23 protein-coding genes are annotated in these 23,075 nt (G+C 71.4%); 9 read left to right on the forward strand and 14 right to left on the reverse strand.

The window, feature by feature from the left end; genetic code table 11:
* Positions 1-311 precede the first annotated feature (311 nt).
* The 3 genes from ACFSKW_RS39835 to ACFSKW_RS39845 are packed head-to-tail and all read left to right on the forward strand — an operon-like array spanning position 312 to position 2,083.
* Positions 312-1,217 carry a hypothetical protein gene (locus ACFSKW_RS39835; protein ID WP_379579002.1) on the forward strand — a complete coding sequence of 302 codons (906 nt, stop codon included), beginning with the start codon at positions 312-314 and terminating at the stop codon, positions 1,215-1,217.
* Positions 1,218-1,250: 33 nt separating this feature from the next.
* On the forward strand, positions 1,251-1,880 hold the full coding sequence (locus tag ACFSKW_RS39840) for a 4'-phosphopantetheinyl transferase family protein (RefSeq protein WP_379579004.1): 630 nt from the start codon (positions 1,251-1,253) through the stop codon (positions 1,878-1,880).
* A 23-nt stretch (positions 1,881-1,903) separates the two neighbouring features.
* Complete coding sequence (locus tag ACFSKW_RS39845; protein ID WP_379579006.1) at positions 1,904-2,083, forward strand: hypothetical protein; 180 nt, start codon at positions 1,904-1,906, stop codon at positions 2,081-2,083.
* On the opposite strand, the gene ACFSKW_RS39850 is transcribed toward ACFSKW_RS39845, so the two are convergent.
* A complete protein-coding gene (locus tag ACFSKW_RS39850; RefSeq protein WP_379579008.1) occupies positions 2,080-2,862 on the reverse strand; it encodes a cation diffusion facilitator family transporter in 783 nt (260 codons plus the stop codon). The genes ACFSKW_RS39845 and ACFSKW_RS39850 overlap by 4 nt on opposite strands.
* A gap of 83 nt (positions 2,863-2,945) precedes the next feature.
* On the opposite strand from ACFSKW_RS39850, the gene ACFSKW_RS39855 reads away from it, so the two are divergent.
* Genes ACFSKW_RS39855 through ACFSKW_RS39870 form a run of 4 tightly spaced genes read left to right on the forward strand, consistent with a single transcriptional unit; the run spans position 2,946 to position 6,165 of the window.
* Positions 2,946-3,536, forward strand: coding sequence for a malonic semialdehyde reductase (locus ACFSKW_RS39855; protein ID WP_379579010.1), 591 nt, complete (start codon positions 2,946-2,948; stop codon positions 3,534-3,536).
* 16 nt (positions 3,537-3,552) lie between these two features.
* Positions 3,553-4,011 carry a MarR family winged helix-turn-helix transcriptional regulator gene (locus ACFSKW_RS39860; RefSeq protein WP_379579012.1) on the forward strand — a complete coding sequence of 153 codons (459 nt, stop codon included), beginning with the start codon at positions 3,553-3,555 and terminating at the stop codon, positions 4,009-4,011.
* 16 nt (positions 4,012-4,027) lie between these two features.
* Positions 4,028-4,675, forward strand: coding sequence for an LppX_LprAFG lipoprotein (locus ACFSKW_RS39865; protein WP_379579014.1), 648 nt, complete (start codon positions 4,028-4,030; stop codon positions 4,673-4,675).
* Complete coding sequence (locus ACFSKW_RS39870) at positions 4,672-6,165, forward strand: MFS transporter (RefSeq protein ID WP_379579017.1); 1,494 nt, start codon at positions 4,672-4,674, stop codon at positions 6,163-6,165. Before ACFSKW_RS39865 ends, ACFSKW_RS39870 begins: the two co-directional genes overlap by 4 nt.
* On the opposite strand, the gene aspS is transcribed toward ACFSKW_RS39870, so the two are convergent.
* Positions 6,116-7,369: an aspartate--tRNA(Asn) ligase gene (aspS, locus tag ACFSKW_RS39875; RefSeq protein WP_379579019.1), complete on the reverse strand. Its 1,254-nt coding sequence runs from the start codon at positions 7,367-7,369 to the stop codon at positions 6,116-6,118. The two genes, ACFSKW_RS39870 and aspS, sit on opposite strands and share 50 nt — an antisense overlap.
* A gap of 353 nt (positions 7,370-7,722) precedes the next feature.
* On the opposite strand from aspS, the gene ACFSKW_RS39880 reads away from it, so the two are divergent.
* Together ACFSKW_RS39880 and ACFSKW_RS39885 are read left to right on the forward strand one after the other, a co-directional pair.
* Positions 7,723-8,172: a DUF6220 domain-containing protein gene (locus tag ACFSKW_RS39880; protein WP_379579021.1), complete on the forward strand. Its 450-nt coding sequence runs from the start codon at positions 7,723-7,725 to the stop codon at positions 8,170-8,172.
* Complete coding sequence (locus tag ACFSKW_RS39885; RefSeq protein WP_379579023.1) at positions 8,169-10,010, forward strand: multicopper oxidase family protein; 1,842 nt, start codon at positions 8,169-8,171, stop codon at positions 10,008-10,010. Before ACFSKW_RS39880 ends, ACFSKW_RS39885 begins: the two co-directional genes overlap by 4 nt.
* Before the next feature lie 86 nt (positions 10,011-10,096).
* On the opposite strand, the gene der is transcribed toward ACFSKW_RS39885, so the two are convergent.
* From der to ACFSKW_RS39945, 12 genes are all read right to left on the reverse strand, one after another.
* Complete coding sequence (gene der / locus ACFSKW_RS39890) at positions 10,097-11,515, reverse strand: ribosome biogenesis GTPase Der (RefSeq protein WP_379579025.1); 1,419 nt, start codon at positions 11,513-11,515, stop codon at positions 10,097-10,099.
* Between the two features lie 33 nt (positions 11,516-11,548).
* Positions 11,549-12,274 carry a (d)CMP kinase gene (gene cmk, locus ACFSKW_RS39895; protein ID WP_379579027.1) on the reverse strand — a complete coding sequence of 242 codons (726 nt, stop codon included), beginning with the start codon at positions 12,272-12,274 and terminating at the stop codon, positions 11,549-11,551.
* A 93-nt stretch (positions 12,275-12,367) separates the two neighbouring features.
* Positions 12,368-13,747, reverse strand: a complete 1,380-nt coding sequence (locus tag ACFSKW_RS39900; protein ID WP_379579029.1) for a carotenoid oxygenase family protein — start codon at positions 13,745-13,747, stop codon at positions 12,368-12,370.
* Positions 13,744-14,373 (reverse strand): TetR/AcrR family transcriptional regulator, encoded by a 630-nt coding sequence (locus ACFSKW_RS39905; protein WP_379579031.1) that lies wholly within the window; start codon positions 14,371-14,373, stop codon positions 13,744-13,746. The genes ACFSKW_RS39900 and ACFSKW_RS39905 overlap by 4 nt, the downstream gene beginning before the upstream one ends.
* A gap of 183 nt (positions 14,374-14,556) precedes the next feature.
* Positions 14,557-15,699 carry an NAD(P)/FAD-dependent oxidoreductase gene (locus tag ACFSKW_RS39910; RefSeq protein ID WP_379579033.1) on the reverse strand — a complete coding sequence of 381 codons (1,143 nt, stop codon included), beginning with the start codon at positions 15,697-15,699 and terminating at the stop codon, positions 14,557-14,559.
* A gap of 43 nt (positions 15,700-15,742) precedes the next feature.
* Positions 15,743-16,819: a prephenate dehydrogenase gene (locus tag ACFSKW_RS39915; protein ID WP_379579035.1), complete on the reverse strand. Its 1,077-nt coding sequence runs from the start codon at positions 16,817-16,819 to the stop codon at positions 15,743-15,745.
* Positions 16,816-17,175: a chorismate mutase gene (aroH, locus tag ACFSKW_RS39920; protein WP_379579036.1), complete on the reverse strand. Its 360-nt coding sequence runs from the start codon at positions 17,173-17,175 to the stop codon at positions 16,816-16,818. Before aroH ends, ACFSKW_RS39915 begins: the two co-directional genes overlap by 4 nt.
* Positions 17,176-17,240: 65 nt before the next feature.
* Positions 17,241-19,184 carry a pseudouridine synthase gene (locus tag ACFSKW_RS39925; RefSeq protein WP_379579038.1) on the reverse strand — a complete coding sequence of 648 codons (1,944 nt, stop codon included), beginning with the start codon at positions 19,182-19,184 and terminating at the stop codon, positions 17,241-17,243.
* Positions 19,181-19,738, reverse strand: coding sequence for an SMC-Scp complex subunit ScpB (gene scpB / locus ACFSKW_RS39930; protein WP_379580241.1), 558 nt, complete (start codon positions 19,736-19,738; stop codon positions 19,181-19,183). Before scpB ends, ACFSKW_RS39925 begins: the two co-directional genes overlap by 4 nt.
* 487 nt (positions 19,739-20,225) lie before the next feature.
* Complete coding sequence (locus ACFSKW_RS39935; RefSeq protein ID WP_379579040.1) at positions 20,226-21,116, reverse strand: segregation and condensation protein A; 891 nt, start codon at positions 21,114-21,116, stop codon at positions 20,226-20,228.
* The gene (locus ACFSKW_RS39940) at positions 21,113-22,054 is read right to left on the reverse strand and encodes a ParA family protein (protein ID WP_379579042.1); all 942 of its coding nucleotides are present in this window, start codon (positions 22,052-22,054) and stop codon (positions 21,113-21,115) included. Before ACFSKW_RS39940 ends, ACFSKW_RS39935 begins: the two co-directional genes overlap by 4 nt.
* A 113-nt stretch (positions 22,055-22,167) precedes the next feature.
* Complete coding sequence (locus tag ACFSKW_RS39945; RefSeq protein WP_379579044.1) at positions 22,168-23,073, reverse strand: site-specific tyrosine recombinase XerD; 906 nt, start codon at positions 23,071-23,073, stop codon at positions 22,168-22,170.
* Positions 23,074-23,075: the final 2 nt, after the last annotated feature.

The raw sequence follows: 23,075 nt of genomic DNA on the forward strand, positions 1-23,075 counted from the left end.
ATGAATCCGGGGGATTCCAGCCCTCACGGGTCGGATCTTCCTGCTTCACAGGCGACAGCCCACACACACCCGAAGGTGGGCGACCGGTCTTACGTAGCCTCCACAGGCTTCACATCCCGCCAGCCCGGCGGTAGGCCCACACAGGCCAGCTTGGATATCACCAGCCCGTCCGAACACCTGAACCATACCAAGAGAGAGGTCGCTGCGATGCGGATCAGGAAAGGTCACTGCACCGCTCGGGCCTTGACGGCCCTCTCGAGCTCCCGATTCCTCACCAAGGCTGAAGCCCGTGGTCTCCTCGGGAGTCACCGATGAGCACCAAGCAGGACCTCGCCGAGGAGACCACCCGGGAGGAGGAGAGCGCGCCCTCCGGCGCGGCGGCCGAGGCGCCGGGAAGCGCCGAGCCGAAGCCCGCCTCGGAGCAGACCTCGGCGTCGACATCCGCACCCCCGAAGACGGCGGACCCGGAGACAGCCGACCCAGAGACCGCCGAACGAAAGACGGCGGACCCGCAGACCGCGGAAGTGAACCCCTCGGAGGCGCGGACGGCGAACGGGAAGGCCGACGACCCGACGACGGCAGACGCGGGTGCAGGGGACCTCACTGGAGGGGACCCCGCTGAAGGAGACGGCGGTGAAGGGGACGCCCGACGTAGGGGCGCGGGAGGCGGCGCGCGGTGGCGCGGGATGGCGATCGGGGCGGTGCTGGCGCTGGTCCTGGCGACGGCGGGGGTGACCGCCGTCGTGCAGTGGATCAGCGCCGACCGCCTCCAGAGCCGGCTGGCCCCGCTGGAGCACGACCGGCTGCTGCGCCTGGAGGTCTCCGGCGCGGCGAGCGCGTTCGCCACCACCCTGCTCAGCTATGACTACAAGGACCTGCAGACCACGCGCGGCAAGGTCATCGCGATGACCGCAGGCGACTTCCTGGCCACCTACGACGAGGCGTTCGGCGGCCCGATGGAGCAGGTGATCGTCAAGCTTGAGGCCGTGTCCAAGGCGACGGTCCGCGAGGTGTACCTCTCGGAGGTCGACGACGCCTCAGCCAAGGCCCTGGTCTCGGTCGACCAGCAGGTCACGAGCAAGGAGGCGGTGCGCAACGTCCTCGGCACCCACCTGAAGATGGTCATGATCAAGCAGAAGGGCGTGTGGAAGGTCAGCGACGTCACCGTCCTCGGCGCGGCCAAGGAGACCGAGACGAAGCTCGACAAGAAGGGCTAGAGCCGTTCGCGGCCCGGCCTCTAGTCTGGGCGGATGCGTGATCCAGTGGCGATGGGCGCTCCCGTCGAGGAAGTCACCGGTTCGGCCGACTGGCTGACCGAGGTGGAGAGGCAGCGGGCGGCCAGGTTCGTCCACGACTCCGACCGTCGTGCGTTCGTCGCCGCCCACCTGCTCGTACGGCACTGCGCCGCCGCCTACCTCGGCCTGCCGCCCGAGAAGCTCACGCTGCTGCAGCACTGCGAGGTACACGGCCCCGGTCACGGCAGGCCGTACCTGGAGCAAGCTCCTGAGCTGGGCGTCAGCCTGAGCCACACGCGCGGCTACGTGTGCGCGGCGGCCGGCCACGGCAGGGTCGGCGTCGACGCCGAGCGGGTGAGCCAGGGCCCGATGGACGAGGGGCTCGCGGGCCAGGTCCTCACCAGCGGGGAGCGGGCGCTCGTCACGGGCAACGCGGGCCTCATCAGGATCTGGGCGCGCAAGGAGGCGCTGGTCAAGCGGGGCGAGCTGACCCTCGGCCGGCTGCGCGAGGTGGATCTGTCGGGGCTGGCCGACCAGGAGCGCCAGGAGTGGCAGGGGCGGCACCTGCTGGAGTGGACGGCTCACGGACCGGTGATTGTGACTGTTATCACCGACCGCCCGGCGACCAGAATTCCGATAAATTAGCAGGTAGACGGTAAGATACCAATGTGTTCTACAAGAAGCCCATCGAGGAGCGCATCGCGGACCGGATGGCCAAGCGCAAGCCCCTGGAAGAGGGCAAGCACTTCGAGCACGGCCCCGCCAAGTTCGTCTTCATCTCCCTGATCACCGCTGTCGTGCTGATGCACTTCGTCGGCCTGGCGGTCGTCATGCACTTCTACGGCTAGACGCCCTGGACCTGCGGCCTACCGCGCGCGTTTCCTCCTGGCATGAGTAGGCGTCGGATCCAGGAAGACCTGGACGACTCCGGGGAACTGCTCGCGTAGCCTCGCGTCCACCTCGTCACAGGCGATCTCGACAGCGAGGCGTTGTCCACGATCAGCTTGAGCGCGATCGCCAGCAGCAGGACGCCGATCAGCACCGAGGCGACGCCGTCCCATACGGGATCGCCCGTGAGCCGGGCGCCCAGCAGGCCGAGCGCGGCGATCACCAGGCCCGTCAGCGCCGCCGTGTCCTCGAACAGGACGGCCTTCAACGCGGTGTCCGAGGTGCGCAGGACGAAGGCCTGAGGGCTGATGCCGCGCCGTTCGGCCTCCTTGCGGACCTGCGACATGGCCTTCGCCCAGGAGATCGCCTCGATCACGAACGAGACGGCCAGCACGACGAAGGACAGACGGAGGTCCGACAGGTCCTCCCCGTGGGTGATCGCGTGGAATCCGTGGGTGATGGAGAAGCCGGCCCCACCGACGAGCGTGGCGCCCGCCGCCATCAGCGCCCAGAAGAACCCCGCCTTGCCGTGACCGAAGGGGTGGCGGCGGTCGGGGGGTTTCTCGCTGCGCCGTACCGCCAGCAGCAGCAACAACTCGGTCACGGTGTCGGCGGTCGAGTGGGCCGCCTCGGAGAGCATCGCGGCGGAGCCGCCGAGCAGGCCGGCGACCAGCTTCGCCGCCGCGATGGCCAGATTGGCCAGGCCCGCGACGATGACCGTCCCTGTCGACTCCGCCACGAGAGATCACTCTACGTGAGGGGAATAGTTGAATCTTCTACTATGTTGCAGAGCGGCAGAACCGAACCCCGTGAGGAGTCGACATGCTGCTGTCACAGGACGCCCAGGACCTTCTGTTCCGCGAGGCGCACACCACCTATGGCTTCACCGGCGAGCCGGTCACCGACGACGAGATTCGCGCCGTCCACGACCTGGTGAAGTACGGCCCGACGGCGATGAACGGCCAGCCGCTGAGGGTGCTGCTGGTCCGCTCGGACGAGGCCCGCGAGCGCCTGACCGCCCACATGGCGCCGGGGAACAAGCCGAAGATCGGCAAGGCGCCGCTGGTCGCGATCCTCGCCGCCGACCTCGACTTCCACCACGAGCTGCCGAGGCTCTTCCCTGCCAACCCGAACGCCAGGGACGGCTTCGAGCGCGACGAGGCCGGACGTGTCGCCTCCGCCAAGTTCAACGCCGGGCTCCAGACCGCCTACTTCATCGTCGGCCTGCGCGCCGCCGGCCTGGCGGCCGGACCGATGGGCGGCTTCGACGCGGACGGCCTCAGCAAGGAGTTCTTCCCGCAGGGCGACCACCACGCCGTCGCCGTGGTCAACATCGGCAGGCACGCCGAGAGCGACTCCCACTACCCGCGTCAGCATCGACTCAGCTACGACGAGGTCGTCACCGTCGTCTGAGAGGTAAATTGGGATCATGAGCACGCCTCGCTGGCTTACCACGACAGAACAGCGCGCTTGGCGTGCCCACCTCGCCGTGCACAAGCTCCTCATGCACCGCCTCGGCATCGATCTCCAGGAGTTCGGCCTCTCGGTGAACGACTACGAGATCCTCGTCAACCTCTCGGAATGTCCGGGCAAGCGCATGCGCATGAGCGATCTGGCCGACGCCACGATCCAGTCGCGCAGCCGGCTGTCGCACCAGATCTCGAGAATGGAGGCCGCGGGCCTGGTCACCAGGGAAGACTGCCCCGACGACAGACGCGGCACGTTCGCGGTGCTGACCGAGGAGGGGTGGGCCACGATGCAGCGCGTCGCGCCTTACCACGTCGCCAGTGTGCGCGAGCATTTCGTCGACCTGCTGACCGACGACCAGCTCGACGCGCTCGAACAGGCCTACAACCCGATTCTCGAGCACCTCAAGAGTCTGCGCTGAGCGCTACGATCCGGGCATGCTGCGAAAGCTCCTCCTCGCCCTCTCCCTCGCGATGGCGCTGACGGCCTGCTCCAGCCAGGAGGCCCTGCCCCAGGGCCCTGAGCTGGTGAAGAAGTCCGCCGAGGCGATGAAGGCGGTCACGAGCGCGTCGTTCTCGATCACGACGGACGGCACGCCCAAGATCCAGCTCAAGAAGGCCGACGGCAGGCTGACCTCCACCGGCGACGCCGACGGCACGCTGCAGATCTCGCTGATGAACAGCCTGCAGGAGTTCAGCTTCGTGATAATCGGCGACACGGTCCACTTCAAGGCCACGACGGGCGGCTACCAGAAGGTGCCGAAGCAGCTGCTGATGACGGGCGTGGGCTACGATCCCTCGACGCTCCTCGATCCGGACAAGGGCATCTCGGCGCTGCTCGGCGGGCTCGGCCAGCCGACCACCGAGGCGGTGGACGGCGGCGCCTACCGCGTCGCCGCCACCTTCCCAGGCAAGACGATGGGCGCGCTGATCCCCGGCGTCACCGCCGACATCAACGGCAAGCTCTGGATCGACACGGCCTCCAGCAGGCTCACCAGGATCGACCTGCCGCTCGACGGCGGATCCGTCACGGTGACGCTGTCGGACTACGACGCCCGGTTCACCATCACCCCGCCCGCTGGATGAACCCGCGCCGCAACGTCGCTCTCGGGGTGGGCGGCACCGCCGTCCTGCTGGCCGCCCTCGACGCGTACGTGGTCGTCACCGTCCTGATCGGCATCGCCCAGGACGTCGGCGTCCCCATCAACCGGCTGGAGCGGGTCACCCCCGTCGTCACCGGGTTCCTGCTCGGCTACGTGGCCGCGATGCCGCTGCTCGGCCAGCTGTCCGACCGGTACGGCAGGCGCCCCCTGATCCACGCCTGCCTGGCCTGCTTCGCCCTCGGTTCGGTCCTCACCGCGCTGGCCGCCTCCCTGCCCATGGTCGTGGCGGGCCGTACCGTGCAGGGCGTCGCGGGCGGCGCGCTGCTGCCGATCACGATGGCGCTGGTCGGCGATCTGTGGAAGGACGACGAGCGGCCCGTGGCGCTCGGCGCCGTCGGGGCCGCCCAGGAGCTCGGCAGCGCCCTCGGCCCGCTCTACGGCGCGGTCGTGGCCCTGCTGCCCGCCTTCTCCCTGCTGGGTGTGGACCTGGGCGGCTGGCACGCGATCTTCTGGCTGAACGTGCCGCTGGCGGCGCTGGCCGCCGTCGCGGTCCAGCGGACCGTCCCCGCGTCCGAGGCGCGCACCGGGAGGGTCGACGTCGCCGGCGGCGCGCTGCTCGCCGTGGCGCTCGGGCTGCTGGTGGCCGGGCTGTACAACCCCGATCCCGCCAAGGCCGTCCTGCCCGCGTGGGGCCCGCCGCTGATCGGCGCGGGCCTGCTGGTCGCGGCGGCGTTCGTCTGGTGGGAGATCCGCTCCCCCGTCCGACTGCTCGACCTCACCGGCGTCCCCAAGGGGCCGCTGCTGGCCACGCTCGGCGTCAGCTTCCTGTCGGGCGCGGCGCTGCTGGTCACGATGGTGTTCGTGCAGCTGGCCTCGCAGACGCTGTTCGGCGCCGACGCGTTGGGCGGGGCGCTCACGCTGGCCTGGTTCCTCGGCGCGCTGGTGGCTGGTGCGCCGGCGGGCGGCCTGCTCACCAGGAGGTACGGCGAGCCGCCCGTCATGGTCGCCGGGCTGGTCGTGGCGACGGCGGGCTTCTGGCTGCTGTCGGGCTCGCTCACGGGCCCGCTCGACCTCGTGGTCGCGGGGTCCGGGCTCGGTGTGGTGATCGCGCCCGTCTCCTCGGCCGCGCTGCGCGTCATGCCGGCCGCCCAGCACGGTGTCGCCTCCGCCGCGGTCGTGGTGGCCAGGATGATGGGCATGCTGATCGGGATCGCCGCGGTGTCGGCGTGGGGGTTCTACCGCTTCCAGTCGCTCACCGCCGACCTCGACACCCCGCTGCCCCTCGGCGTCGACCCTGCCACCTACGCAGGCCGGCTGGCCGCCTACACCGCGAAGGTGCAGGCGGCGCTGCGGGTGGAGTACACCGAGATGTTCGTGGCGACCGCCGCGCTGTGCGTGCTCGGCGCGGCGGTCGCGCTGGTGGTCAGGGTGCCAGCCGGTGCAGGTCGCGGGGAAAGAGCGTCGCGGACCTGACGTTGGCGGCCCCCGTCAGCCTGGCGGTCCACCGCTCCAGGCCGATCGCGAACCCGCCGTGCGGCGGCATGCCGTGCGCGAACGCCGACAGGTAGCCCTCGTACGGCCCGACGTCCTCGCCGAGCACGGCGAGGTAGTCGGCGTGCCTGTGCAGCCGCTGCCCGCCGGTGACCAGCTCCAGCCCCCTGAACAGCAGGTCGAAGCCGTTGGAGTAGCCCGGCCGCTCGGGGTCGGGATGGGTGTAGAACGGCCGCTTGACCATGGGGTAGCCGGTGACGAACAGGAACTCCGAGCCGTGTTCCCTCATCGCCCACTCCGACAGCCACCGCTCCTGCGCGGGTGACAGGTCGGGCTCGTCCTCGCCGGTCATCTCCTGCGCCTCGGTGAAGTGGATCGAGGGGATCTCCCCCGGCACCTCGGGCAGCGCGACGCCGAGCGTCTCCACGGCCTGGCCCGCGCGCCGCCGTACCTCCTCGGTCATCCCCGCGAGCGCCTCTCTCAGCACCGCCATCACGTCACGGTGGTCGCGCACGAAGCCCAGCTCGGCGTCGAGCGAGGTGTACTGCGCCAGGTGGCGGGCGGTGTCGTGCGGCTCGGCGCGGAAGACGGGGCCGACCTCGTAGACCCGCTCGAACACCCCGACCATCGCCTGCTTGTAGAACTGCGGCGACTGGGCGAGGTAGGCGGGCCTGCCGAAGTAGTCGATGCCGAACACGTTGGCGCCCGACTCGGTGGCCGAGGCGACGATCTTCGGCGTCTGGATCTCGGTGAACCCGAGGGAGTCGAGCGCCGACCTGAACCCGGCGACACCGGCCGCCGCGATCTGGAACGGCGCGCGCAGCGCGGGATGCCGCAGCGCGACGGGCGCGTGGTCGAGGATCGTGGGCAGCGCCGCGGGCACTCCTGGACGGTAGAGGTCGAACGGCGGTGCCACGGCGGGCTCGGCCAGCACAGCGATCTCCGGCGCGGTGAGCTCGACGCCGCCGGGCGCCTGCGGGTTGACCGTGACGGTGCCCGTCACCTCGACGACGCTCTCCTCCACCGGCAGGTCGCCGGACAGGACCGCCTGCGCCAGACCCGTACGGTCGCGCAGGATGAGGAACGAGACGGACTTCAGCTGTCGCCTGCGGTGAACCCACCCGGCGACCTTCACTCGTTGTCCGGCGTGCTCCGCGAGCTCCGCCGACAGGACACGAGAGATCATCACAACTCCTTGAGCCGCATGATCCCTTGGGGACGCGGGGGAGAAGGGAACTCCCGGTGCCACCGCGCCTTCGCCGCTCTCGCGAGCGGCCTCACACGACCCTGTGACGGAGGTCAGCCCGGCGGGGCATTTCCTCCCCGCACTCAGGAGTGTCTTCGCCCGGGGTCGTGGGACCGCCTTCCCAGCTTCCAGCGGCTCTCTCGGCCCTCGACGGGCCCGGGTTACTCGTCTCCCTCGACGTGTTGCGCAGGATGCTAGCACGCGTTACAGAGCGGGTGAGTATGGGGCTACTCATGCGGGAGTGGGTATCTCGCGCTCAGCATGGGAGGACCGATCCCCCTGAGGAGCACGACATGCGCAAGGTCCTGGTCGTCTTCACCGTGATCCAGCTCGCCCTCGTGGTTCTGCAGTTCTACCTCGCGACCTATGGCGCGTTCGAGACGCCGAGGCCGTCCAACCCCGAGGCGGCGGCGATCGGGTGGCACGTCATGAACGGCTTCATCCTCATCCCCGCCGTGTCCCTGATCACCACGATCATCGCGGCCATCGCCCGCGCGCCCGGCAAGCTCATCGGCACCTGCGCCGCTCCCATCGTCCTGGTGGCCGTCCAGATGTTCGTGCTGTTCCCGCTGGCGGAGCTGGCCGGCGCGACGCAGGAGAAGACCTCGCCCGCGAGCCTGTACGTGCTGGGCTTCCACGCCATCGTCGGCGTCCTGCTGCTGGGCGCGGCCATCTCCGCATGGCGGGGGGCGCAGGCCCACGCCAAGGCCGCGACGGGCCACCGGGCCACCGAAACCGTGTGAGCACGGCCGCGCTGCTCGCGCTCGACCGGATCCTGGTCATTCTGGTCGCCGTTTCGTGGGGCTTCGCGGGATGCCACGCCCTGGTCTCCCGCAAAGCCATACCGTCGGCGCTGCTGGTGCTCGCCGCCCTGCTGGCGACGGCCTGCAGGGTCGCGGTGACCGCGGGGCTGGCGAGCGCGGGGTGGTGGTTCGCGGGCGAGAAGGTGACGCTGGCGCTCCCCCTGCTGCTGCCGCCCGCCCTGGCGGCCGCGGTGGTGTCGCTGCCCAGGATGCTGCGCGGCTCCTTCACCCCGCTGACCGTCGTCTTCCCGCTGGCCGCGGCCTACGCGGGGGTGGCGGGGGCGGCCGTCTCGGTGGGGATGGGGTATCCGCTCGCGCCGTACCCGTCGGTGGTGCTGGTGCTGGCCGTCCTCGGCGCGAGCGGCGCCACCTGGTCGATGCTCACACGCAGGGGGCGGCGGGGGCGAGCGTGGCGGGTGGCGGGGGCCGTGGTGGCGGCGCTGGCGGTGGCGTGGACGGGCCTGTCGATGTGGAACGCCCGCCCCGCCGCCGCGCTGCGCCTGTCCCCCTCAGGCTCCGTCGGCGTCAGCGAGCTGCGCGGCCCCTCCGGCGGCCCCGTCCGGCGCTTCGAGCTGACCGCGAAAGCGGCCACGATCACGCTCGCCTCGGGTCGCAGGGTCGAGGCGCTGACCTTCAACGGCGCCTCCCCCGGCCCGGCCCTCCGCGTACGGCAGGGCGAGACGGTGGAGGTACGGCTGCGCAGCGAGCTGGCCGACCGGGGCGTCACCCTGCACTGGCACGGCTACCACGTGCCCAACGGCGAGGACGGCGTGCCGGGGCTCACGCAGGACGCCGTCCGCGAAGGCGGCTCGTTCGTCTACCGCTTCCGCGCCGGCCAGCCGGGCAGCTACTGGTACCACACGCACGAGACGCCCAACCTGGCGCTGCAGGCGGGGCTGTTCGGCACACTCACCGTCGATCCCGCCGCGCCCGAGGGGTTCGACGAGCCCGTCGCGCTGCACACGTTCGGGGGTGCGCTGACCGTGTCGGTGGCGGGCGGGCCTCCGGCCGACGGCACCGCCACGCGGACCGTCGCGGCCGGCACGCCCGTGCGGCTGCGGGTGGTCAACACCGACAACGGGCCCAGGACGCTGGGTGTCAGCGGCGTGCCGTACCGGATCGCGGCGGTGGACGGCATGGCGGTGGACGGCCGCGTGCTGGCGGACGAGCGGGCGCAGCTCGCCGCGGGCGGACGCTACGACCTGGCGTTCACCATGCCGTCACGGCCCGTGCTGATGTCGGCCGGAGCCGCGGGCCTGCTGCTCACGCCAGGCTCGGGCGCCGCTCCCCCGCCCGCCGCGGGGCCGCTCCTCGACATCACCCGCTACGGCGGCGGCGCGCAGGTGCCGGAGCGGTTCGACAGGTCGTACACGTGGGTGCTGGACCGGCTCGTCGCGTTGCGCGGCGGGATCCCGATGCTCTCGCACACGGTCAACGGGCAGGTGTGGCCCAGGGTGCCGCCGGCGGTCGTGCGGCGGGGCGAGTGGGTGCGGTTCACGGTGGTCAACAGGAGCGGGGAACTGCACCCGATGCACCCGCACGGCCACCACGTGCTGGTGCTGTCGCGCGACGGGGTGCGGGCGGCGCCGGTGTGGATGGACAGCTTCGACGTGGCGCCCGGCGAGGTGTGGGAGGTGGCGCTCAAGGCGGACAACCCCGGGGTGTGGCTGTCCCACTGCCACGAGCTCAGCCACGCGGCGGAGGGGATGACGCTGCACCTGGCCTACGAGGGCGTGCGCAGTCCCTTCACGCTCGACGCCCACAACCACCCGGAGTGAGCGCCCGCCCTCGTGGCCACGGACCCGCGGGGCCTCGCGGGGGACCCAGGGCCGCGCCCTGATGAGGTCCCCCGAAGGCCCTGGGGTCACTTCTTGGCCGGGGCGCCCTTCTTCTTCTCACGGATCTTCATCGTCACCTCGATGGGCGAGCCCGCGAACCCGAACTCCTCGCGGATCCGCCGCTCGATGAAGCGCCGGTAGGTGTCCTCCAGCCAGCCCGAAGTGAAAAGCACGAACTTCGGCGGCTCGGTCGACGCCTGCGTCGCGAAGAGGATCTTCGGCTGCTTGCCGCCGCGCACCGGGGGCGGCGTCTGCTGCACCAGCTCGGTGAGGAAGGCGTTGAGCCGCGCCGTCGGCACACGGGTGGACCAGGAGTCGAGCGCCTTCTCGATCGCCGGGACCAGGCGGTCCATGTGGCGGCCCGTCTTGGCGGAGATGTTGACCCGCAGCGCCCACGGGGTGCGGACGAGCTGCCTGTCGATCTCCTTCTCCAGGTAGTAGCGCCGGTCCTCGTCGACCAGGTCCCACTTGTTGAAGGCCACGACCATCGCCCTGCCCGACTCGATGACCAGGCCGATGATGCGCAGGTCCTGCTCGGTCAGCGGCTCGGAGGCGTCGATCAGCACGATCGCCACCTCCGCCTTCTCCAGCGCCGCGCGGGTGCGCATCGCGGCGTAGAAGTCGGCGCCCTGCAGCTCACGGTCGCGCCGGCGGATGCCCGCGGTGTCGACGAAGCGCCACGTGGTGCCGCCCAGGTCGATCAGCTCGTCGACGGGGTCGCGGGTGGTGCCCGCCATCGGGTCGACCAGCACCCGCTCCTCGCCCGCCAGCTTGTTCAGCAGGGAGGACTTGCCGACGTTGGGCTTGCCGAGCAGCGCCACCCGGTGCGGGCCCTTCGCCTCGCCGAAGGTCTGCTTGGGCGTCTGCGGCAGCGCGTCGAGCACCACGTCGAGCAGGTCGCCGGAGGAGCGGCCGTGCAGCGCCGAGACGGGGTACGGCTCGCCGAGACCGAGCGACCACAGGGAGGTCGCCTCCAGCTCCATCTGCTGGTTGTCGACCTTGTTGGCGGCCAGGATGACCGGCTTGCCCGAGGACCGCAGCACGCCCCCGACGATCTCGTCGGCGTCGGTGGCGCCCACGACGGCGTCGACCACGAAGAGGATCACATCGGCCAGCTCGACCGCGATCTGTGCCTGCTCGGCGATGCGCAGGTTCATGCCGGTCGCGTCGGGATCCCAGCCGCCGGTGTCGACGACGGTGAAGCGCCTGCCGCGCCAGGTCGCGTCGTAGGTGACGCGGTCGCGGGTCACGCCGGGAACGTCCTCGACGACCGCCTCCCGGCGGCCGATGATGCGGTTGACCAGCGTCGACTTGCCGACGTTCGGCCGCCCGACGACGGCGAGCACCGGCAGCGCCACCTGCTCGTCCTCGGTGTGGGCAGGGATCTCCATGTCGGCGAGCTCGGCCTCGATCCAGCCGGAGTCGTCGTACTCCCCCGTAGTCACGTGTCTTGTTTCCTTTGAGTACCGCGCCTGACGTCAGGCGCGCTCGTGAATATGGGCGCGATCGAGCTCGGATTCCTCCTGGCTCGAGCGCTCCCCGATCAACCTCAGCACCTCCGCGATGACCTCTTCGAGGTTGAGCGCGGTGGTGTCGACCTCGACGGCGCCATCCGCCATCGAGAGAGGGTCGGTCTTCCGTGTCGAGTCGAGGGTGTCACGCCTGGCCATCGCGGCCTGCTGTGCCTCCACCGTGGTGCCGCCCGGTCCGCCCGCCTCGACGTTGAGCTCCGCCGTACGGCGCAGCGCCCTGGCCTCGGCGCTGGCGGTCAGGTAGACCTTGAGCGTCGCGTCGGGGGCGACCACGGTGCCGATGTCGCGGCCCTCGACCACGATGTCGCCCTTGCCGATGATCTCCCGCTGCATCGCGACGAGCCTGGCCCGCACCTCGGGCACGGCGGCGACCAGCGACACGGCGCCGGTCACCTCCTGGCTCCTGATCGGCCCCGCCACGTCCACGCCGTCGACGTGGACGGTGGGGTCGTCGGGGTCGGTGCCGGAGACGAGCGAGGGCTCGTCCACCTGGGCCGCGATCGCCGCAGGGTCGGTCAGGTCGACGCCCCGCTGGAGCATCCACCAGGTGATCGCGCGGTACATCGCCCCCGTGTCCAGGTAGCGCAGCCCCATCGCGCGGGCCACCCCGCGCGACGCGCTCGACTTACCCGACCCCGAAGGCCCGTCCATGGCGACGACCAGAGCGGTCACGGCCTCTCCCTCTTCACGTTTTCCCAACCTAAAGAGGCTACCGCCTCGCGGCCATGCCATCCGACGGAAGAGACCACGAGCGCCGTCTGTCACTCATGACGCGTCTGTGTCGGCCACCCAGCTGCCGTGGAAGCCGAGGGGGACGCGGGCGGGCAGGTGGACGGTGGCCACCGGCTCGCCCGTGAAGTCCTGGGCGGAGAGAATCACCAGGTCGGTGGCGCCCCTGCCGGGATCGTTGACGAAGGCCATGACGTAGCCGTCGTCCTCGGCGGCGGCACCCTGCGCGGGGACGAACACGGGCTCGCCGGCGGAGGCTCCCCTGCCGAAGTTCCGCGACTGCCGGGTGCCGGTCTTCAGGTCGTGCTTGATGAGCGCGTTGCCGAACGCCGTGTCGGGCAGGTCCTCCAGTTCGGTGTCGGCGGGGTAGATGACGTCCACGAGGTCTTCGGCCGCGGCCGCGTAGCCGTACCGGTAGGGCAGGGAGGTGAGCCGCTCGTTGGCGCGCGGGAACTCCTGCGCCCTGTCGTCGAGCCTGGTCTCGGTCACCTTGCCCGAGGTGAGGTCGAGTGTGAACCGCTCGAGCGTCGGCAGGCCGCCGAGGTCGAGCCGCGCGTCGACGAACCTCTTGGGGTAGCGGACCGCGTCGATCACCACCTGGTCACCGTCGTCGTAGGCGTTGAGCGTGTGGAAGATCCAGCAGGGCTCCACCTCCATCCAGCGCACCTCGCCGCCGCCGTCCTTCGGCAGCAGCCCGATGCGCGCCGGATGGTCGTCGTTCCAGCTGTACGGCAGCGGCGCCCCCTTGGCCGCGTGTTCCATGCTGAACGTGACGGGCAGGTCGTAGATCACGACATAGCGCTGGGTCAGCGCCAGGTCGTGGACCATCGGGGCGTCGGCGACCGGGATGTCGACGGTCCTGCTGACCCTGCCCTGCGGGTCGATGACGACGTGCTGGTGGTGGTCCCAGCCGAAGAAGTAGGCGATGGCATGCAGCTCGCCGGTGTGCGGGTCGAGCTTGGAGTGGGCGGCGTAGCCCCCCGGCAGCGTCCCGCCGAAGTCGCACGGCCCGACCGTCTCCAGTTCGTAGGTCAGCTCGTAGGGCCGGGCGCCCGCCTCCACCGTCGCGAACGTCCTGCCCGCGTGGCCGATGACGTGGGTGTTGGCGGCGAAGTCCATGCCGCCGTGGACGGCGCCCGGCCTCGGCTCCTCGCCCAGGCGCCTGGCCACCTCGGCGCTGCGGACCCAGCGGTTGCGGTACCACTCGGCCCTGCCGTCGCGCAGCCGTACCCCGTGGACCATGCCCTCGCCGAGGAACAGGTGCGCGGCGGCCGGGTCGTCGAGACCGAACGGATTGGGTCCGTTGCGCAGGTAACGCCCGGACAGCTCGGCGGGGATCCGCCCGGTGACCGGCAGGTCGAAGGCGGTGATCTCCTCGGAGACGGGGGCGAAGCCGTTCCTGTAGGGAGTGCTCATGGAGGTGGTGTCCTCTCGTCGCTCGGGTCGGACAGGAATGGGCACAGCACCGACGCGCACAGCGTCACGAACCGCCGCTCCGCCTCGGCCGGGTCGATGTGGCCGGACAGTTCGAGGCTGGTGGCGCCGTGCGCGGCCATCCACAGCAGGTCGGCGATCTCCTGGGCGGTGCCGCCGCACAGCCGCCCGGCCTCCAGGCAGGCTTCGACGTCGGCGTAGAGGATCGCGAAGGCCCTGCGGGCCGCGGCCATCGCGGCGGGGCTGGGCACGAAACCGGGCAGCGCGCCCTGGAACATGACCCGGTAGTAGTCGGGCTCGGCGAGCGCGTAGGCGCGGTAGGCGATCCCGCACTCGGACAGCCTGGTCAGCGGGTCGGCGTCGGCGCGCGCGGCCAGCAGGGCGCGTTCGAATCTGGCGAAGCCCTCCAACCAGAGCGCCTCCGCCAGCCCTTCCTTGGCCCCGAACAGCGTGTAGATCACCTTGGTCGAGCAGCCGACCTCGCCCGAGATCCTGCGCACGGTCAGGGCGCCGGGCCCTTCGGTGACCAGCAGATGGATGGCGGCGTCGAGGATCGCGGCCCTCACTGCCTCCTGCCCGACCTGCTGCGCCTCGCTGTATGCCGTCATGCGGGTAACGCCGTTTCTATGCGGTAACGCTGTTACCACCTTTGTACGCCCGGTCCTGGCATGCGTCAAGGGAGCGTTCGAGGAAAGGAGCGCCCACGCATGGCGAGCGATCAGGTGACCGTGGTCGTCGCGACGAGCATCCCCGACGCGAGTACGACGGGCCCGACGCCGCCGGTAAGGCGGTCACCCGGCGGTGAGCCGGAACAGGGACACGGGCACCAGACCTCGCTTGAGCAGCCGGAAGGTGGGGATCGGGCTGCTGCTGACGCTCTCCTTGTAGAAGACGGCCCAGCGGCCCTTCAGGTAGCCCCTGCGGGGAGTGTCGTCCGGCCTGACGAACTGGATGACCGCGTCCTTCCTGCCCAGGCTCAGCGGCTGGTGGAAGTAGCCGAACCTGAACGCCCTGGGCCTGCGCCCGCGAAGCTCGTCGGCGAGCGCGGTGCCCGCGTGCAGCCCGGTGGGGATCCCGCTCTGGCAGGTGCCGTGGATCACGCCGAACGGCCGGCTCACCGCCGCCGCGTCACCGACCGCGTAGACGTCGGGATGCGAGACCGAGCGCAGCACGTCGTCCACGACGATCCTGTCCCGCCCGTCGACCGTGAACCCGGCCTCGCGGGCCTGTGGCAGCCCCCTCGTCCCCGTCGTCCAGAGCGTCGCGTTCGAGGGGATCAGCTCTCCGCCAGCGAGCTCGACCGCGGCGGGCAGCACCTTGACGACGTCGGCAGCCTCGCGGACCTCGATGCCGAGGCGGTCCATCGCCCGCATGACGTACGCGCGGGCCCGCTCGCCCATCATCGAACCAGGACGGCCTCTGGTGAGCAGGACCACCCGCAGCCTCGGGTAGGCCTCCGCGAGCTCGGTCGCCGACTCGATCCCGGTCAGGCCGCCGCCCGCCACGACGACCGTGCCCTCCTCCAGGGAGCGCAGGCGCTCGGCCAGCCGTACGGCGCCCGCGTGGTCGTCGTAACGGTAGGCGTGCTCGGCGACGCCGGGCACCGACACGTCGGTGACGGTGCCGAGCGCGTACACGAGCTTGTCGTAGGCCAGCTCGCGCCCGCCGCCGAGCCGTATCCGCCTGGCCTCGGGATCGAGGCCGGCCACCGTGTCCTGGACGAAGTCGATGCCCGTGCCGGCCAGCACCCGCTCGATCGAGTGGTCGGCCAGCCGCTCGCCTGCCGCCGTCTGGTGCAGCCGCAGCCGCTCGGTGAACCTCGGCGAAGGGTTGACCAGCGTCACCCTGCCGCCGCTACGGCGCGACCTCGTCGCCACCCTGATCGCCGCCGCCATGCCGGTGTAGCCGGCCCCTAGAACCACGATTCTCGTCATGCCGAGCAGACGGATCGAGCGGCCGCTTTCGTGACATGGCGCCTTACGGCACCTGCCAGCCCCGCTCCTGCAGAGCCTGGTTCAGCACCTCGACCGCGCCGGGCTGCACCGACAGCTCGGCCAGGCCGAGCGGCAGCCCCGGCGCGTGCTCGAGCCGCACGTCCTCGACGTTGACCCCGACCTCGTCGCAGATCTGGAACAGCCTCGCCAGCTGACCAGGACGGTCGCCGATGACGACCTGGACGACGGCGTAGGCCGCCGCGGGCCCGCCGTGCTTGCCCGGGATCCTGCCGTGGCCGACGACCCCGCGCTTGAGCAGCTGCGTCACGTCGGTGCCCGCGTTGACGTCGCCTTCGGCCAGCGACCGCAGCGCGGTCGCGGCCTCGGCCAGGTCGCGCGAGACCGCCTCCAGCACCTCGGCCACCGGAGCGGCGTTGCCCGACAGGATGCCGAGCCACAGGCCGGGGTCGCCGCCCGCGATCCTGGTGACGTCCCGCACACCCTGCCCCGCCAGCCCGAGCGCCACGTCGGAGGCCTCGGCCAGCCGCGCGGCCACCGCGGAGGCGGCCACGTGCGGAGCGTGCGAGACGACGGCGACGGCCCTGTCATGGTCCTCGGCCGCCACCTCGACGGGGTTGGCGCCGCACAGCTCGATGAGCTCCATGACCGCGTCCTTGGCCTCCTGGGAGGCCTCGGCGGTCGGGCACACGGCCCACGGCCTGCCGAGGAACAGGTCGGCCCTGGCCGCGCCAGGACCGGCCTTCTCCCTGCCCGCCATGGGGTGGGAGGCGACGTAGGAGCTCAGGTCGCAGCCGAGCCGCGCCGCGTCGGCGATCGGCTTGGCCTTGACGCTGGCCACGTCGGTGTAGAAGCGGGCCGCATCACGCTGCTGCAGGCCGCGCAGCTCGCTGGCCACGTGGCCGGGAGGAACGGCCACCACCGCCAGGTCGACAGGGTCGCCCAGGCTCCATTCCTGGCCGGCGCCCATCTCCCTGGCCAGCCTTACGGCGCCCAGATCACGGTCGGCCAGCAGCACGGTCACGCCGCGCTGGCGCAGCGCCAGCCCGATCGATGTGCCGACCAGGCCGGTACCGAGGACGAGGACGGTCTCGAGCTTCACTGCGCGATGTCCTGGCGAAGCACGGTCGCGCCGCGCAGGTAGACATGCTGGATCTCGGCGCGCGGCCGGTCGCTCTCCACGTGCGCCATCAGCCGGACCACGCGGGGCAGCGCGCCCGGCACGCCGATCTCGGTGCAGCAGATCAGCGGCACCTCGTGGAAGCCGAGCTTGCGCGCGGCGAGGGCGGGGAACTCCGCCGTCAGGTCGGGCGTGGCGGTGAACAGCACGCTGATCACGTCGTCGGTGGTCAGCTGATTGCGCTCCATGACCGCCGCCACCAGCTCGGTGGTCCCGCTGATGATCGCGTCGCGGTCGTTGGCCTCCACCTGGATCGCCCCGCGAATCGCCCGCACCATGCCCATCCCCTCCATATGGCTCGGAGCCCGCACAGCACCTGCGCGGGCTCCAACGTCTGGCCAGATTACAGCTTGACCGCCGCGTACAGGTCGCCGACCTCCTTGAGGCTCAGCGCCCTGATCGTGCCCGGCTTGGTACGGCCCAGCTTCACCGGACCGAACTCGATCCTGGCCAGGTCGATGACGCGGTGACCCGACTCCTCGAGCATGCGCCTGACGATGTGCTTGCGGCCCTCGTGCAGGACGATCTCCACGAGCGCCTGCTGGCCGTGCTCCTGCACGATCTCGAAGTGGTCGGCCTTGGCCAGGCCGTCCTCGAGCTCGATGCCCTTCTTCAGCCTGCGGCCGAGGTCACGAGGGATCGGGCCGGGCACCTTCGCCCAGTACTTCTTCTGCACGCCGTAGCTCGGGTGGGTCAGCCTGTTGGCCAGCTCGCCGTCGTTGGTGAGCAGCAGCAGGCCCTCGGTCTCGGTGTCGAGCCTGCCCACGTGGAACAGCCGCGGAGCCAGCTCCTGCACGAAGTCGGCGAGGCACGGGCGGCCCTGCGGGTCCTCCATCGTGGACACGACGCCGATGGGCTTGTTCAGCGCGTAGTAGACCAGGTCGGGAGCGGTCGGGATGCGCTTTCCGTCGACGTGGATGACCTGCGTCGCGGGGTCGACCTTCGCGCCGAACCTCCTGACGACCTGGCCGTTCACGGTGACACGGCCGTCGCCGATCATCTCCTCGCACGCGCGCCTGCTGGCCACGCCCGCCTGGGCGAGCACCTTCTGCAGCCGCACGCCGCCCGGCACCTCGGTGGTGTCGCGCTCGTCGACGTAGTCGTCGGGGTAGAAGTCGCGGTCGCGGACGGGCTGGCGAGCGGTCTTGAACACGTCGCGCTTCTTCGCGCCGCCGCCGATCGTCTGCACCTTGGCGGTACGGCCGGCGTCGTCACGCTTGGGAGCGGGACGGCCGGTGGTGCGGCCGATCGTCCGCGGCTCGTCGCGCCTGCCGTAGCGGGCCCGCGAACCGCCTTCCTCACGCTTGCCGACCCTGTCGGCCCGCAGACCCGCACGGTCGTCGCGACCCGCGAACCCGCCGCGCTCCTGACGCTCACCGGCGCCCTGGTAGCCCCGGCTGTCGCGCTCGCCGCGGAACCCGCGGTCGGCGCCGCCGAAGCCGCGGCCCCTGTCGCCACCGAACTCGCGGTCCCTGCCGCCGCCGAACCCGCGGTCCCTGCCGCCGCCGACGCCGCGCTCGCCACGGTCACCGAACCCACGCTCGCCGGAGCCGCGGCCTTCACGGTCGCCGCCCCTGAAGCCGCGCTCGTCGCGCCGGCCACCGGAGCCGCGGTCGCCGGAGAACCCGCGACCGGCCGGCGCGCGGCCCTCACGGTCGCCGCCGCGCAACCCGCGGCCGTCACGCTCGTCCCTCGGGCCGCGCTCGCCGCCGCGGAACCCGCGGTCGTCACGATCGCTCCTGAAACCCCGGTCACCGGCACCCTGACGGTCGCCGCCGAAGCGGCGCTCCTCTCGAGGTCCGCGCTCGTCCCCTCCGCGGAAGCCGCGGTCCTGACGGTCGCCCCTGAAGCCGCGGTCGTCGCGGTCGCCGCCACGGAAGCCGCGGTCCTCGCGCGAGCCGCCGTCGCGGAAGCCTCCGCCGCGCTCGTCGCGGGCCTGGGGCTTGCCGTACCGGGCGCGGGCGCCGCCGCTGCCTGCGCGCATGGAGTCGCGGGAGGCGCTCCTGCCGTCGTTCCTGCCGGATCCACCGCGGAAGTCGTCACGGCGCGAACCGCCGCCTGACCCCTCCCCGCGGGACCCTCCGCCGAAGTCGTCACGGCGGGATCCACCGCCGAAGTCGTCGCGACGGGACCCGCCGCGGGTGTCGTCGCGACGCGGGTCGCGCCTGTCGTCCGAGCGGTAGGCGGGACGCCCGCTGCCGCCGCTCCTGGAGCCCGTGCCCCGGGAACCGCCGGTGCGTCCTCGACCGCGTCCATCACCGGACGGGGTGCTGCGCCTGTTGATCACTTCGTTGTCTCCTCAAGGTTTTCCACGTCGTCGGGCAGGAAGGGCGCGAGCTCGGGGAGCTCGTCGAGGCTCTTCAGGCCCAGTCGCTCCAAGAAGTAGGAGCTGGTCCGGTAGAGCACAGCCTGGCTCTCCGGATCGGTGCCGGCCTCTTCGACCAGCCCCCTGGCGACCAGCGTCCGCATGACGCCGTCGCTGTTGACACCGCGCACGGCGGCGACTCGGGCGCGGCTCACCGGCTGCCGGTAGGCCACGACCGCGAGGGTCTCCAGCGCGGCCTGGGTCAGCCGCGCCTGCTGGCCGTCGCGGACGAACCGCTCGACCAGCTGGGCGCAGTCGGCACGCGTGTAGAACCGCCAGCCGCCTGCGACGTCTCTCAAGTCGAAACCCCGCCCGTGGCCGGAGTATTCCGCCGCCAGCTCGCGCAGCGCGGTCTCGACCTCGTGGGTGGGACGTTCGAGCACCTGGGCGAGGGTCACCGCGTTGACCGGCTCGTCCACGACGATCAGGATCGCCTCCAGCGCCGCCTTCAGGTCGGGCGCGGCCTGCTCGGCCACGTCGGCGGCGGGTGCGTCGTCGTCGAGGAGGACGTCACTCCCCTCACCTGGAGCACCGCCCTCACCGCGAGGGCCATCCTCGCCGAAGGCGGAGCCCACGCCGGAAGCCTCGGTTTCGGACGCGCGCTCCCCCTCGCGAGCGGCGTCGATCTCCGGTCGGGCCACGGGAACGGCCGGCGCGGACGCGGAGGCACGCTCGATCTCCGGCTCGTGGGTGGTCGCCTCTGACCCGCCCTCGGCAGCAGTGGCAGCCTCTCTGCCGTCTCCCGGATCGGGCGCGTGCTCGGCCTCGGAAGCGGCACCGGGCGCGGCTGCCATGGGTTCGGATTCGGGGGTGGCCGCAGAGGCCGTCCGGCCGTTCCCTCCTGCGGAACCGAAGGCGGACGACCCCGGCAGGCTCGCCCAGGCGGCCCCGCGCGGGCGCCGGGCGACGGGAGCCTCGCCGTCGAGGCGCTCGGACGGCGAAGGGTCCCTGGGAGCCGGGAACTCACTCATCAGCAGCCTTCTCCGCGCTCTCTTCGTAGTCGTCGCCCACCGACACGTCTCCGTCGTCGGCGCCCGTCCATGTCACGTGCAGATCGCCGAGCGGCTCCACCTGCTCGAAGCTGACGGCCGACTCCCTGAACAGCTCCAGCACGGCCAGAAAGCGGGCGATCACCTCGAAGGTGCCCTCGCAGTCGGCGACGAGGGTCCTGAACGTGGCCGTCCGCATGCGCCGCAACCGCCGGACAAGGATAGCGGCTTGCTCCCTGACGCTGGCCAGCGGTTGGTAGATGTGCCCGACGCCGACGGTCGGCGGCGGCTTGGGCGTGAACGCCTTGGCCGCGATGCGCGCCAACTGCTCGGGCCCGATGCCGAGGACCAACTCGGGCAGCAGGTCGGCGAACTGCGGCTCCATGGGTACGGCTCGTGGGAAGCGCAGCGACTCCTCCGCCATCATCCCGGAGAAGACCTTGGCGACCTCCTTGTACGCCTTGTACTGCAGCAGCCTGGCGAACAGCAGGTCGCGCGCCTCCAGCAGCGCGAGGTCCTCCTCGTCCTCGACCTCGCCGCTCGGCAGCAGCCTCGCCGCCTTCAGGTCGAGCAGGGTGGCCGCGACGAGCAGGAAGTGGCTGGTCTGGTCGAGGTCCCACTCGGGGCCCTTGGACCTGATGTAGGCGATGAACTCGTCGGTCACCTTGGACAGCGAGACTTCGGTGATGTCGAGCTTGTGCTTGGAGATCAGCCCGAGCAGCAGGTCGAAGGGGCCCTCGAAGACGTCGAGGTGCACCTGGAACCCCTGCGGCTCGTGGGCGTCGCCCTGACCGCCGGAGGGGTCGGCTCGCGGGGGTCGAGCCTCGTGCTCCTTCCCCGTGGTCGTTCGCGAGGTCGCGGTCACCTGGCCATTGTCGCAGGCTGCTGCCAGCGCGAGAGCACCTCTCTGGCCAGTTCGCGGTAGGCGTTGGCGCCCAGCGAGGACGGGTCGAAGGTGGTGATCGGCTCACCCGCGACGGTCGCGTCGGGGAAGCGGACGGTCCTGTTGATGACCGTGTGGAACACCTTGTCGCCAAAGGCCTCCACGACGCGGGCGAGCACCTCGCGGCCGTGCAGGGTACGGGCGTCGTACATGGTGGCCAGCAGGCCCTCGATCTCCAGCTCGTCGTTGAGCCGCTCCTGCACCTTGCCGATGGTGTCCATGAGCAGGGCGACGCCGCGCAGCGCGAAGAACTCGCACTCCAGCGGCACCATGACGCCGTGGGCGCAGGTGAGCGCGTTGACGGTGAGCAGGCCGAGCGACGGCTGGCAGTCGATCAGGCACACGTCGTAGAAGGGCAGCAGCGGCTTGAGCACGCGCCCGAGCACCTGCTCGCGGGCCACCTCGGTGACGAGCTGGACTTCGGCCGCCGACAGGTCGATGTTGCACGGCAGCAGGTCGAGCCCCTCGACCCCGGTCTGGAGCAGCACGTCCTCGGCGGCGACGTCGCGCTCCATCAGCATGTTGTAGACCGTCAGGTCGAGCTGGAGCGGGTTGATGCCCAGGCCGATCGACAGGGCTCCCTGCGGGTCGAAGTCGACGAGCAGGACCTTCAGCCCGCACTCGACGAGCGCGGCGCCCAGGTTGATCGTGGTGGTGGTCTTTCCGACCCCACCCTTCTGGTTGACCATCGCGACCACCCGCGCGGGGCCGTGGATCTCGCGCGGCACCGGCTCGGGGAACACCGGGCGTGGCCGCCCGGTGGGGCCGAGATTGGCACCCTTGGCGGGCGTGTCGGTCTTCGTGTCGCCCCAGGGGTTCTCAGGGGTCCCCTGGGTCGATCCGTTGGTGGTCACAGTCACCAGCTCGAACCTCCCTGACGGTCCCGAACCGGACCGTCCGGACGGACACTATGGCGTCAGCACTTAGGCGGCAAGAAGGCACGCCGACTACCGCACGACGCAAAGACTATAGATCACTGCCGGGCACGGGGGTGCGCCGCGGCGTAGACCTCGCGGAGCTTGTCGACCGTGACCAGCGTGTAGACCTGGGTGGTCGTCACCGAGGCGTGGCCGAGGAGTTCCTGGACCACCCTAACGTCAGCACCGCCGTCAAGGAGGTGAGTTGCGAACGAATGCCGCAAGACGTGCGGAGAGATCCCTTCCAGGCAGGCTCGCTCGGCGGCGGCCTGCAGTACCTCCCAGGCGCCCTGCCTCGTGAGGCGGCCGCCGCGGGCGTTGAGGAAGACGGCGGGCGTGCCCCTGCCATGGCCGAGCAGGGACGGCCTGGCCCGCACCAGGTAGGCGTCGAGCGCCTGCCTGGCGAAGCGGCCGACGGGCACGACGCGGGTGCGGCCGCCCTTGCCGCGCAGCCGTACCTGGTCGTCCTCCAGGTCGTCGAGGGCCAGGCCGACGGCCTCGGAGATGCGGGCGCCGGTGCCGTACAGGAGCTCGAGGAGGGCGCGGTTGCGGAGGGTCAGCGGCGCGCCGTCGGGGCCCGAGGCCGCGATGAGCCGTTCGACCTCGGCGACGCCGATCGCCTTCGGCAGGCGGCGCAGCTGGCGGGGCGGGCGCACCTCGTGGGCGGGGTCGTGGCCGGTGACGCCCTCGCGCAGGGCGAACCTGTGCAGTCCGCGGACGGCCGACACCGCGCGCGCCGCGGAGCCGGCGACGAGGGCGGGGTGGTCGCCGTCGCCCTCGCGCAGCGCGGTGAGGAAGGCGAGGACGTCGGCCTCGCCCACCTCACCGAAGGTGACCCTGCCGCGCGCCTTGAGGTGCTCGACGTAGCGGCGCAGGTCCCTGCGATAGGAGGCCAGCGTGTTGGCAGCCAGGCCCCGCTCCACCGCCAGATGGGCGAGGTAGCTGGAGAGCACTGCCTCCACGA

This window comes from Nonomuraea mangrovi, from assembly GCF_042681425.1.
In the GTDB taxonomy this organism is placed as follows: domain Bacteria; phylum Actinomycetota; class Actinomycetes; order Streptosporangiales; family Streptosporangiaceae; genus Nonomuraea; species Nonomuraea mangrovi.